This is a genomic window from Actinosynnema sp. NPDC020468, assembly GCF_040642015.1.
In the GTDB taxonomy this organism is placed as follows: domain Bacteria; phylum Actinomycetota; class Actinomycetes; order Mycobacteriales; family Pseudonocardiaceae; genus Actinosynnema.
In genome coordinates this window covers 1-12,058 of record NZ_JBFAEO010000018.1, presented here as the reverse complement: position 1 = coordinate 12,058, position 12,058 = coordinate 1, and the positions used below count along the sequence as shown (strand labels likewise).

Annotated in this window: 9 protein-coding genes; 2 read left to right on the top strand and 7 right to left on the bottom strand. The window is 72.4% G+C overall.

Annotated elements, in window-relative coordinates:
- Positions 1-135: 135 nt before the first annotated feature.
- Positions 136-1,293: a PLP-dependent aminotransferase family protein gene (locus tag AB0G50_RS15115; RefSeq protein ID WP_360107648.1), complete on the bottom strand. Its 1,158-nt coding sequence runs from the start codon at positions 1,291-1,293 to the stop codon at positions 136-138.
- A gap of 120 nt (positions 1,294-1,413) precedes the next feature.
- On the opposite strand from AB0G50_RS15115, the gene AB0G50_RS15110 reads away from it, so the two are divergent.
- Positions 1,414-2,262, top strand: coding sequence for a virginiamycin B lyase (locus AB0G50_RS15110; RefSeq protein WP_360107645.1), 849 nt, complete (start codon positions 1,414-1,416; stop codon positions 2,260-2,262).
- Positions 2,263-2,327: 65 nt separating this feature from the next.
- Here the strand turns inward: AB0G50_RS15110 and AB0G50_RS15105 are convergent, their stop codons facing one another.
- From AB0G50_RS15105 to AB0G50_RS15080, 6 genes are read right to left on the bottom strand one after another with little or no spacing between them, the layout of a single operon-like run.
- Positions 2,328-3,914: an ABC transporter ATP-binding protein gene (locus AB0G50_RS15105; protein WP_360107642.1), complete on the bottom strand. Its 1,587-nt coding sequence runs from the start codon at positions 3,912-3,914 to the stop codon at positions 2,328-2,330.
- Entirely contained in the window at positions 3,901-6,192 is a 2,292-nt protein-coding gene (locus AB0G50_RS15100) for an arylsulfatase (protein WP_360107639.1), read from the bottom strand. Before AB0G50_RS15100 ends, AB0G50_RS15105 begins: the two co-directional genes overlap by 14 nt.
- Before the next feature lie 18 nt (positions 6,193-6,210).
- Positions 6,211-7,059: an ABC transporter permease gene (locus AB0G50_RS15095; protein WP_360107636.1), complete on the bottom strand. Its 849-nt coding sequence runs from the start codon at positions 7,057-7,059 to the stop codon at positions 6,211-6,213.
- A complete protein-coding gene (locus AB0G50_RS15090) occupies positions 7,056-8,015 on the bottom strand; it encodes an ABC transporter permease (RefSeq protein ID WP_360107633.1) in 960 nt (319 codons plus the stop codon). The genes AB0G50_RS15095 and AB0G50_RS15090 overlap by 4 nt, the downstream gene beginning before the upstream one ends.
- On the bottom strand, positions 8,012-9,577 hold the full coding sequence (locus tag AB0G50_RS15085; RefSeq protein ID WP_360107630.1) for an ABC transporter substrate-binding protein: 1,566 nt from the start codon (positions 9,575-9,577) through the stop codon (positions 8,012-8,014). The genes AB0G50_RS15090 and AB0G50_RS15085 overlap by 4 nt, the downstream gene beginning before the upstream one ends.
- Entirely contained in the window at positions 9,574-10,758 is a 1,185-nt protein-coding gene (locus tag AB0G50_RS15080) for an ROK family transcriptional regulator (protein ID WP_360107627.1), read from the bottom strand. Before AB0G50_RS15080 ends, AB0G50_RS15085 begins: the two co-directional genes overlap by 4 nt.
- 295 nt (positions 10,759-11,053) lie before the next feature.
- Between AB0G50_RS15080 and AB0G50_RS15075 the strand changes: the two genes are divergently transcribed.
- Positions 11,054-11,980 carry a TauD/TfdA family dioxygenase gene (locus AB0G50_RS15075; RefSeq protein WP_360107624.1) on the top strand — a complete coding sequence of 309 codons (927 nt, stop codon included), beginning with the start codon at positions 11,054-11,056 and terminating at the stop codon, positions 11,978-11,980.
- The last annotated feature ends 78 nt before the right edge of the window (positions 11,981-12,058 follow it).

The following is a 12,058-nucleotide window of genomic DNA, read 5'->3' as shown; positions in this document are numbered from 1 at the left end:
GCCGACCGCCCGGTCGCCCCCTTTTCCCCAGCCCACCCGCACTTCTGCGGACCCGCGTGCCTCCGGCCGGCACCCGATGGCTTGATCCACTCGCGGGCGGGGCGGTCCGGCGGGGTGACCGGCTTCGGCGTGCCCTCAGCCGAGTTCCGCCGCCCAGGCCGTGACCGCCGCCGCGAGTCGTTCCGGCGGGTTGAAGCTGAAGGACAGGCGTAGCGCGCCGTCCGCGGTGCCGAACCGGGAGCCCGCCGCGACCTGGACCCGCGCTCGCGCGGCGGCCTCCAGCAACTCCGGCTCGGTGTGGCGGGTGAAGGTGGGCCACAGGAAGAACCCGCCGCCCGGGCGGTCGACCCGGACCGCGTCCCCGAACCCCGCCAGCACCGCGCCGACCAGCGCGTCCCGCCGGTCCCGCAACCGGTCCCGCAACCACTTCAGGTGCCGCTCGTAGTCGCCGTTGCGCACCAACTCGGCCACCGCGAGCGACGTGACGTGGTTCGCCGAGCCGCCGCTGACGAACACACCGCGGTCGGCGACCCAGCGCGCGGTGTCCGGGTCGGCGGCGAGCCACCCCAGCCGCAACCCGGGCGCGATCGTCTTGGAGAACGTGCCGAGCCGGATCACGCCGCGGTACCCGGCGAGCCCGGCCATCGACGGCGGCAACCGCTGGTCGTCCAGGTGCAGGTCGGCGTACGCGTCGTCCTCGACCACCCGCACCCCGGCCGCACCCGTCACCGCGAGCAACTCCCGCCGCCGCACCGCGCCGACCAACCGCCCGGTCGGGTTGTGGAACGTCGGCGTCAAGTACACGAACGCCGGATCCGGCTCCGCGCGGATCGCCCGCGCGAGCGCCTCCGGGTCCATCCCCCGCCCGTCACCGGGCACCTCGCGCAGCCGCAACCCGTGGTCGGTGAGGATCTGCCGCCCGAAGTCGTAGGACGTCCGGTCCACGAACACGACCTGCCCCGGCTTCGTGGTGCTGGCCGCCAGCACGTACAACGCGTGCGACGTGCCCGCCGTGACGACGATCTGCTCCGCACCGCACCCGATCCCGTCCGCCACCGAGATCCGCGCCGCCACCGCTTCCCGCAACGCCAGCGCACCCGGCATCGCGCCGTAGGACAGCGCCGCCGACCCGAACTCGACCAGCGCCCGCGAGTACCCGGCCCGCAGCAGGTCGACCGGCAGCAGGTCCGGGTCGAGGTAGCCGGGCGCGAGATCGACCACACCGGGCTCCGCCATGGCCTGGACGACGTCCAGGTTCCACCGGCGCGTGTGCGACAAAGGTCCCGCGGACACGTTCACAAGCACCTCGGTGAGTCCCGACATGATCCGGTCTTTCCCGAGGCTAGTGCGAATCCTCGTCTTCGGACGGAGAGCGCGGTCGCCGACTTCGGTGCGTGCGGCTTATCCTGGGACGTGTCGATCATCGAGTTCCCGGTGCCCGCGGGCGCGTACGGCGTGGCGGCGGCCGCGGACGGCGCGCTGTGGGCGACCCACGTGCACGCGGGCCTGCTGAGCCGCACCACCACCGACGGCCGCACGACCACGATCGCGCTCGGCGACGGAACCGGCCCGATGGTGATCACCCCCGGCCCGGACGACGCGCTGTGGTTCACCCTCAACGCGGCGAACGCGATCGGCCGCGTCACGGTCGACGGCGAGGTCACCCGCCTGCCACTGCCGGGCACCGCCCCCTACGGCCTGACCACCGGCCCGGACGTCACCCTCTGGTACACCGCTTCGGGTTCGGGCACCGTCGGCCGCGTGCGCGACGGCGTGGCCCGCGAGTTCCCGGCACCCGGTTACCCGGCGGTCATCACGGCCGGCCCGGACGGCGCGCTCTGGTTCACCCTCAACGCGGCCGACGCGATCGGCCGCGTCACCGTCGACGGAGAGGTGACCACGTTCCCCCTGCCGACCAAGGGCACCGGCCCGGTCGGGATCTGCGCCGGCCCCGACGGCGCACTGTGGTTCGTCGGCATCCTGGCGGGCGTGATCGGCCGCATCACCACCGACGGCGTCATCACCGAGTTCCCGCTGCCGGACACCACCACCCGGCCGCATGCCATCACCACGGGCCCGGACGGCGCGCTGTGGTTCACCGAGTGGGCGGGCAACCGGATCGGCCGGATCACCACCGACGGCACCGTCACCACCATCCCCCTGCCGACCCCGTCCTCCGAACCACACGGCCTGTGCACCGGCCCGGGAGGCCTGTGGGTGGCCCTGGAGTACGGCGCGCTCGCCCACCTCCCGATGCCCTGATCAGGACCTCGGACCGCGGTCGGTGGGAGCCGAACCCGTCTCCGCTCCCACCGACCGTTGCCCGGTCAGCCCACCACCTGGGACAGTTCCGGTACCTCGGCGCGGCGGGCGCGTTGGGCCACCGGGTCCGGCAGGGGGACGGCGTCCACCAGGTTCTTCGTGTACTCCGCCTTCGGGGCGCGTAGGACCTCGTGGTGTGGACCCTGTTCGACCACTCGGCCCTCGTGGAGGACGGCCACCCGGTGGGCCAGGGAGTCGACCACGGCCAGGTCGTGGCTGATGAACAGGCAGGCGAACTCGCGGGCTCGTTGGAGTTCGGTCAGCAACTCCAGGATCGACGCCTGCACCGAGACGTCCAGCGCGCTCGTCGGCTCGTCCGCGATCAGCAGGTCCGGTTCCAGGGCCAGGGCACGGGCCAGGCCCACGCGTTGGCGTTGGCCGCCGGAGAGCTCGCGCGGGCGGCGGGAGGCGTAGGAAGCGGGCAGGCGGACGGCGTCCAGGAGTTCGGCCACCCGGGTTGAAGAGCGGACTCCGTGCACCTTCAGGGGTTCCGCGACGCAGTCCTCAATGGACAGTCTCGGGTTCAGCGAGCCGCCCGGGTCCTGGAAGACGAAGCCCAGGCGTTTGCGCACCTCGCGGTCGTGGGGGTCGCCGCCCAGCACGGACACGGTGCCCGCGGACGGGCGCAGCAACCCCGCCGCGACCTTGCCCAGCGTGGACTTGCCCGAACCCGACTCCCCCACCAGGCCGACCACCTCGCCGCGGGCCACGTGCAACCGCACGTCGGCGGCCGCGGTGAAGGCGCCGTAGCGCACCGTCACGCCGTCCAGGCGCAGCGCGTCGTCGGCGGTGTGCGGCGACGCGGGCGCGCGGTGGCCCAGACGGGGCACGGCGGCGAGCAGCTCCCTGGTGTAGGCCCGGGTCGGGCGGGCGAACAGATCTTCCACGGGCGCCTGCTCGACGAGCTCACCCCGGTGCATCACCGCCACCCGGTCCGCCAGGTCCGCGACCACGCCCATGTTGTGCGTGATCACCAGGATCGCGGTGCCCAGCCGGTCGCGCAGGTCGCGCAGCAGGGCCAGGATCCCGGCCTGCACCGTCACGTCCAGCGCCGTGGTCGGCTCGTCGGCGATGATCAGCTCGGGGTCGTTGGCCAGCGCCAGCGCGATCACCACGCGCTGCTTCTGACCGCCGGAGAGCTGGTGCGGGTACTGCCGCACGCGCCGTCCGGGCTCCGGGATGCCCACGAGGTCCAGCAGCCGCACCGCCTCCGCGCGCGCCTGCGCCCTGGTGAGCGACCGGTGCGCCCGCAGCACGGCCGCGATCTGCCACCCCACGGTGTGCACGGGGTTCAGCGCGGTCGCGGGTTCCTGGAACACCATGGCGATCCGCGAGCCGCGCACCGACCGCAGCGCCTCCTCGTCCGCGCCGACCAGCTCCTGGTCGCCCAGCCGCACGCTGCCCGTGACCGCCGCGGTCGGCGGGAGCAGGCCGACCACGGCGCGGGCGGTCACCGACTTGCCCGAGCCGGACTCGCCGACCAGGGCCACGATCTCGCCCGGCGCCACGGTCAGGTCGACACCGCGCACCGCCTCGACCGCGCCGAACGACACGGTCAACCCCTTGACGCGCAACAGGTCAGTCGTAGACACGCTCGGCCTCCGCCCACAGTCGCGCCAGCAGCTTCGGGTCGTAGTCGGCCTGCGCGCCGGGCTCGTACCGGACGTGCCGCAGCACGCCGGTGAACGGGAATGTGCGCTCCCGCGCGTGCAGGTCCCAGTCGACCGGTCCGCCCCGGTCCGCGCCGACGCTGATCCCGGTGAACGGCGCCATCCCGATCAGCTGCGGCACCGGGCCGAGCTCCGCCGAGCCGGCGTCGGTCGCGAGCGTGAAGGACCAGCGGAACTCCGGCAACGCCCGCGCGGACAGCCGCACCTCGCCGTCGCCCAGCGGCACCGGACCCGCCCGGTGCACGTCGCCGTACGCGTTGTAGGTCAGGAACACCGACCCGTCCTCCACGTACACCACGTACCCGCCGCCCTGGTCGCCGTGCGCGAACAGCACACCGCGGTCGCCGGGCGCGGGCGCGACGCTCGCCACCGCCGTGAAGTCCCGGAACTGCACCAGTTGCGCGGACCGGTAGCGCTCCAGCAGCGGCGTGCCGGGGTACAGCGTCACGGGCCGCTCGAACCGCTCGTCCGACGGTCGGCGCAGGTTCGCGCCCGGACCGTGGTCGGTCAACGGGAACACCGCGTTGTGCCAGGCCGCCTGCTCCCACGCCGCCGCCAGCTCGGCCAGCTTCTCCGGGTGCTCCGCCGCGACGTTCGTGGTTTCGGTCGGGTCGACCGCGACGTGGTAGAGCTCCCATTCCTTGTCGTCGTAAGGGGTTCCGGGCCGGTGCCGGGTGACGACCTTCCAGCCGTCGGCGTAGTAGCCCCGGTTGCCGCCGGTTTCGGTGTACTGGCTGGTGTGCGCGCTCTCCGCGTCCGCCGACCGCAGCACCGGCACGGCGCTCACGCCGTCCTCCTCGACGGCGGCCACACCCTGGCGGTCGGCCAACCGCGGCACGCCCGCGAGGTCCAGCAACGTGGGCGCGACGTCGGTGACGTAGACGTACTGGTGCCGCAACCCGGTGTCCAGCCCGGCGGGCCAGTGCACCACGAACGGCGTCCGCACGCCGCCCGCGAAGGTGTCGAACTTGTAGAGCCGGAACGGGGTGTTGGACGCCTGCGCCCAGCCGCGCGGGTAGTGGATCGTGGTCTGCGGGCCGCCCAGCAGGTCCAGTTCCCGCGCCACGTCCCGGTCCCAGTCCCCCGGCACGCCGTCCACGTGCACGAACTGGCTGAAGTAGCTGCGGGTGCCCTCCGGGCCGCCCTCGGCGGTGGCGCCGTTGTCCGAGGTGAACACGATGATGGTGTTGTCCAGCTCGCCGTGCTTGCGCAGCGCCTCCACGATCCGGCCGAGGCTCTGGTCCACATTGGACAGCGACGCGGCGTAGACCTCCTGGTACCGGGCGAAGAGCGCGCGCCGGTCCTCGGGCACGTCGTCCCACGCCGGCACGTCGCGGTGCGGCTCGCTGTTGCGCGGCGGCAGCACGGTGTCCGGCGGGAACAGGCCCTCGGCGAGCTGCTTGGCGAACCGGCGTTCGCGGACCACGTCCCAGCCCTCGTCGTACCGGCCGCGGAACCGCTCGAGGTCGGACTCCTTGGCGCCCAACGGACCGTGCATCGCGTGGTGCGCGAAGTACAGGAAGAACGGCTTGTCGGGATCGTTGGCGCGCAACGTGTCGATCATGCCGACGGCCCGGTCGGTCAGGTCGTCGGTGAGGTAGTAGCCGTCGGGGTAGTCGCCGACGTCGTACGGGCTGTTGTCCCACACCAGCCGGTGCGGGTGGTGCAGGTTCGTCAACCCCTCCAGGCTGCCGAAGTACCGGTCGAACCCGCGCTGCAACGGCCACGAGCCGCGGTCGGCGGCGTCGTGCGAGGCCGCGTCCCGGGTCAGGTGCCACTTGCCGACGGCGAACGTCGCGTAGCCGGACGCGCGCAGCGACTCGGCGAGCGACGGCGCGTCGTCGGGCAGCTGGAACGAGTACGCCGGGTAGCCGGGGTCGGCGTTGGCCGGGAAGGCGAAACCGGCGCGGTGCGGGTTGAGCCCGGTGAGCAGCGCCGCGCGGGACGGCGAGCACAGCGGGGTGGTGTGGTAGTTGGTCAACCGCAGGCCGCCGGCCGCCAGCGCGTCCAGTGTCGGTGTCTCGACCTCGCCGCCGAACGGGCCGATGTCGGCGTACCCGAGGTCGTCGACCAGGACCAGCACGATGTTCGGTCCGCCTCGGCGCGGTTCGGCCGGCCACGACGGGCGCGACTCGCCGAAGGTGCGCCCGACCTCGCCCGCGAAGTCGCGGTAACCCCGGGCGTGTGGTGGGAGTGTCATCGGGAGTGGAGTCCTTTCTCAGGCGCGGGCGGCGTTGGCGGCCTGCGCGACGAGCTGGAAGCCCAGCACGAGCACGGCGGTGACGGCGAGCGGTCCGACGGCGAACAGCGGGTTGAGGTCCAGGTAGTGCAACGAGGTGGTGAGCACGGCGCCCAGCGACGGCTCGGGCGGGCTCACGCCGATGCCGAGCACGCTCATCGCGCCCTCGATGAACACCGCCACCGACATGGACAGGGCGAGCTGCACCAGCACCGGTTCCAGCGAGTTGGGCAGCACGTGCGTCCACAGCACGTGCCGCCGGCCGCCGCCGATCACCTCGGCCGCCGTGACGTACGGCGCCTCGCGCACCTTCAGCACCGCGGCACGCAGCAGCCGGCCGAAGATCGGCACCTCCACCGCGATCACCACGATCATCACCGACGACGTGCCGGGACCGATCACCGCCGCGAGCCCGATGGCCAGGATCAGCTGCGGGAACGCCAGCAGCACGTCGAACAACCGCTGCACGGCTACGTCCAAGGCGTTGTTGAACGTGGCCAGCGCGCCGATCGCGCACCCGAGCAGCGCGCCGACGGGCACCGCCGTGAAGCTGATCAGCAGGTCCACCCGGATGCCGCTGAGCAACCGGGCCAGCACGTCCCGGTTGAGGTCGTCGGTGCCCAGCGGGTGGGCGGCCGACGGGCCGAGCAGATTGGCGCCGGCGATCTGCTCGTAGGGGTCCCAGGACACCAGCAGCGGTCCGATCAGCCCGGCCGCCGCGACGAGCGCGACCAGCACCAGCCCGACAAGTCCTTTGCCCCGGCGGAACGCGCGCGGCCGGGCGATCGCGACCTCGACGGGTTCGACCGGTTCGGCGATCGCGGTCATGACGTGCCCCCCAACCTGATCCTCGGGTCCAGGTACGCGTGCACCACGTCGGTCAGCAGCTGCACCAGCACGAACACCGCCACCGACAGGATCAGCAGCACCTGCACCACCGGGTAGTCGCGGCGGGTGATGCCCTGTTCCACCAGCAGCCCGAGCCCGGGCCAGGCGAAGATCGACTCCACCAGCACCGCGCCGCCCAGCAGCGCACCGGTCTGGAGGCCGAGCGTGGTCACCGCGACCGGCAGCGCGCCGCGCAACGCGTGGCGCACCACCACTTCGCGCGGACGCACGCCGGCCGCCCGCACCGTCGTCACGTAGTCCTGCCGCAGCTCCGAGCGCAGCGTCTCGGCGAGGAACCCGGTCAGCACACCGGCCACCGGCAGCCCGAGGCACAGCGCGGGCAGCGCGAGGTACTGGAGCGTGAAGTCCAGTCGGGCGAACAACCCGTCCGGCGGCACGCCACCGGTCGGCAGCACCCGCAGCAGCACGCCGAACACGATGATCAGCAGCACCCCGGTGACGAACGTCGGCAGCGCCACGGACGCGGTGTGGAACCCGGTCAGCACCCGGTCCACCCACGCCCGGCGGGTCGACGCCCACAGCGGCCCCAGCACCAGGGCCACCACGACCGCGAACACCAGCGCGGCCAGCGTCAGCGCCACCGTGTTGCCCAGGCCGTCCGCGACCAGCGACGCGATGTCGCCGCCGATCAGGTAGGACCGGCCGAGGTCGCCGGTGAGCAACCCGCCGACCCAGTGCAGGTACTGCTCCACCACCGGCCGGTCAAGGCCGAGGTCGGCCCGGATGCCCGCGACGACCTCGGGCGAGGCGTCCGCGCCCGCCAGCACCGACGCCGCGTCACCCGGGATCGCCCGGATCACCAGGAAGATCAGCACCGAGGCGAGCCACAGCACGATCAGCGCCGACGGCGCGCGGCGCAGCAGGTAGCGGGTCACGTCAGGTGCGCCTTCGACAGGTCGAGCTCCCGCCGCTTGGACCACGTGAAGCCCTGGAGCTGGTCGCGCGTCACGACCTGTTCGAACACCACGCCGATCTCGGCCAGGAACGCGCCGTCCAGCAGCTGGTTCGACAGCTCCTTGTACGCGGCCTTCGCGTCCCCGTTCGCGGGCAGCTGCCAGGCCTTCTCGGCGGCGTCGGTGTAGGTCTGCGAGGAGAACTTCGAGGCGTTGCGGCGGGCGTTGAACGGGTAGGCGCTGACGGTCAGCGTGGACGGGGTGAACTGCGCCCACGAGTGGTTCGTGGTCCACAGGCCGGGGAACTGCGCGCCGATGAGCTGCTTGACGAACTGGGTCGAGTCGACCGGGTCCAGCTTGACCTTGATACCGGCCTCGGCGAGGTTGTTCTGCACGATCTGGGCGATGGCGGTGAACACCTGGTCGTTGCCGACGTAGGTCAGCGGGATCTCCGGCACCTCCTTGCCGTACTCGGCGAGCAGCGACTTGGCCTTCGCCACGTCGTGGTGGTACCGGCCGTCCAGGTCCTTGTCGTAGGCCGGGCTGGTCTTGGGCCACGGCAGGGAGGTCGGGTAGCCGCGGTCGCGGAAGACCTCCTTGATGATCCGCTCCTTGTCCAGCGCGAACGCCACCGCCTGCCGGACCTTCGGGTCCTCCAGGCCGGGCGCGGTCACGTTGAGACCCACGTACGCCTGGAGCTCCGCGCCCTCGAGGTTCGTCGCGTGCAGACCCGGTGTGGTGCCGGCGGTTTCCGCGTCCCGGTAACCGATGCCGCGCGCGAGCTGCACCTGACCGGACTTCACCGCGGCGAGCAGCGACTGCGCGTCCGGGATGATCCGCACGTGCACGCCGTCCAGATACGGCTTGCCGTCCCAGTAGTCGTCGTTGCGGGTGAACTTCAGCTCGGTGTTGGGCTTCCACTCCTCGAACCGGAACGCGCCGGTGCCGACGAACTTCTTGCCGGTGCCGATGTCGGCGGCCGTGTCGGAGTCGATGATCGGCACCGTCTCCAGCAGGTCGTACAGGTTCGCGACGGGGTGCTCCAGGTGCAGCACCACCTGGTCCGCGGCCGGCGTGTCGATGCCGGTGATGGTCTTCGCGGTGCTCAGCAGCTGGCCGTTCCACTTCGGGTCGGCGTAGGACTGGAGCGAGAACTTGACGTCGGCGGAGGAGAACGCCCGGCCGCTGTGGAACTTCACGCCGGAGCGCAGCTTGAGGGTCACCGTGCGGCCGTCGTCGGCGGCCTTCCACTCGGTCGCCAGCCGGGGCTTGGGCTCGACGCCCGACAGGTCGTAGCGCACCAGCGTGTCGTACACCAGGCCGACCAGGGTGGTGATGGACGCGTTGCTGTTGGTGAACACGTTGGCGGGCACGAGGTCGATGTTGACGCCGACCTCGGCGACACCGCCCGCCTTCGGGGCGGCGGACGTGGCGCCGGTCGACGTCTGCGCGTCCACGGCCGACTGGCAGGCGGACGTCGCGAGCAGCAGCGCCGCTCCGCCGAGTGCGGTGAACAGCGCGCGTCTGGTCAGGGTGGTCTTCATCGGGCCGGTGCCTTTCTGGCGTCGTCGAGCAGGTCCAGCGGGTGGTCGAACAGTCGGTTGAGCAGACCGGTGCAGGCCGCCGTCGCCTGGAGCGTCGGGCCGAGCGTCGTCACCGAGACGATGTCGGCGCCGGGCAGCGCGGTGGTCGTGGCGTAGGCCCGCAGCAGGTCGGGCAGTCGTTCGGCGGGATCGGTGATGGCCTGGCCGCCGAGCACGACGCGGTCGGGGTTGAGCGCGTCGCGCAGCAGGCCGACGGCGCGGCCGAGCGCGGTGGCGCGGTCGGAGAGCAGTCGGCCGGCCCTGGGGTCCCCGCCCTGGGCGGCGGCGCGGACGAGCCGGATGTCCGGTTCGGCGACGACGCCGGCGCGCACCGCGGCCTCGGCCACCGTGCGGTCCGCGACACTCGCCTCGAGGCAGCCCGTCGCGCCGCACGGACATCGCGTGTCGCCACCGATGGGCAGGTGCGCGATGCTGCCGCCGCCACCGGGACCGCGGTGCAGCCTGCCGTCGACGGCGAGCGCGATGCCGACCACCTCGCGGGCGTAGAAGTACAGCATGCTGGGCGATCCGCGGCCGAAGAGCAGCTCCGCGTTGGCCATCGCCGCCACGTGCCCGTCCAGGTGCACGGGGTAGCCGGTGGCGCGGTGCAGCAGGTCGGCCGCGGGCACCCGGTGCCAGCCGAGCCGGTCGTGGTCGAGCAGACCGCGCGCCGAGTCGACCAGACCGCCGCTGGCCAGGCCGATGCCGACCACCGTGCGCCGCGGCCACCGGCGCAGGAACGCCCGCACCTTGCCCGCGATGTAGGCCAGCGCGTCCTCCGCGCTGCCGCCCGGTGTGGGCAGTTCGTCCGAGTCCAGCAGGTTCCCGCGCAGGTCCGCGAGTCCGTACGTGGTGGTGCTCACACCGATGTGCACGCCGCACGCGGCGAACACCGTGTCGTCCAAGCCGATCGGCACCCGCGGTCGGCCGATCGCGCCGTGCGGCACCAGGTCCAGCGACTCGCGCAGCAGGCCCACCTCCATCAGCGCGGCCACCTGCCTGCTCACCGTCGGCAGGCTCAACCCGGTGTGCTCGCCGATCGCCGCGCGGGACAGCGGTCCCTCGCGGCGGATGGCCGCCAGCACGGCGGCGGCGTTGGCGGCGCGGACGCTCGGGCGGGGCGCACGCGGGTGTTCGGTCACGGTGGTTCGAACCTCTCGGGGCACGGGAGATCACCCGCTTTTGTTCGGCGGGCAAAGAAGTCACGAGGACGGGGAGGGGGCTGACGGCGAAGGTCAACAACAGTGGCGCACAGCCGAAGAATCCGTGTGTCCACATGGGAAGTCAACGACGTCCGGGATATGGAACGGCGGGCCGCAGTTTTTTTCAGTGCTTTGCGGAAGCTTGTTGGCCGCGAGCGGCCGTTCGTACCGTCGTCGGGCGGGTCGACCCCGCCGTCCGCCGCGGGTCCGCGGCACACACACCCGGAGGAACACCGTGAGCCTGTCTGTGGAAAACGTGGGAACCGACGTGTCGGTGGCCCGGCTCGGCTCCGCCATCGGCGCCCGGATCGACGGCGTGCGCCTGGGCGGCGACCTGGACGCGGACACCGTGGCCAAGATCCGCGCCGCGCTGCTGGAGCACAAGGTGATCTTCTTCCGCCGGCAGCAGCACCTGGACGACGCGGGCCAACTCGCGTTCGGCGGACTGCTCGGCACACCGACGCTCGCGCACCCCACCGTGCGCGGCAAGGACAACGTCAACGTGCTGCCGATCGACTCGGACTACGGCAAGGCGAACAGCTGGCACACCGACGTCACGTTCGTGGACCGGGTGCCCGCCATCAGCATCCTGCGCGCGGTGCACCTGCCCCCGTACGGCGGCGACACCACGTGGGCCAACACCGTGACCGCGTACGAGACGCTGCCGCCCTCGCTCAAGGCGCTGGTCGACCAGCTGTGGGCGGTGCACACCAACTCCTACGACTACGCGGCCAACATCGACGAGCTGCGCATCGGCGGCGTGGACGTCAAGACCGAGGAGTACCGCAAGGAGTTCGTCTCCGACCTGTACGAGACCGAGCACCCGGTGGTCCGGGTGCACCCGGAGACCGGCGAGCGCGCGTTGCTGCTGGGCCACTTCGTCAAGCGGCTCGTCGGCCTGTCCTCCACCGAGTCGCAGGCGCTGTTCCAGCTGCTCCAGGCCAGGGTGACCCGGTTGGAGCACACCGTGCGCTGGCAGTGGGAGGACGGGGACGTCGCGATCTGGGACAACCGCGCCACCCAGCACTACGCGATCGCCGACTACGACGACCAGGCGCGCCGGCTGCACCGCATCACGCTCGCGGGCGACGTCCCGGTGAGCATCGACGGCACCCCCAGCGTGGTCCGCAAGGGCGACGCCGCGCACTACTCGGCGCTGTGAGCCCTCCCGCCGCTCCGTCCACTGTGGACGGAGCCTGGACCGGCCCTCGGGCACGCTGTCCGGCGGCGAGGCGCAGCG

Excerpts from the sequence above, each read along its gene's own strand:
- AB0G50_RS15100 (WP_360107639.1), bottom strand. The coding sequence starts at position 6,192 with ATGACACTCCCACCACACGCCCGGGGTTACCGCGACTTCGCGGGCGAG.
- AB0G50_RS15095 (WP_360107636.1), bottom strand. The coding sequence starts at position 7,059 with ATGACCGCGATCGCCGAACCGGTCGAACCCGTCGAGGTCGCGATCGCC.
- AB0G50_RS15085 (WP_360107630.1), bottom strand. The coding sequence starts at position 9,577 with ATGAAGACCACCCTGACCAGACGCGCGCTGTTCACCGCACTCGGCGGA.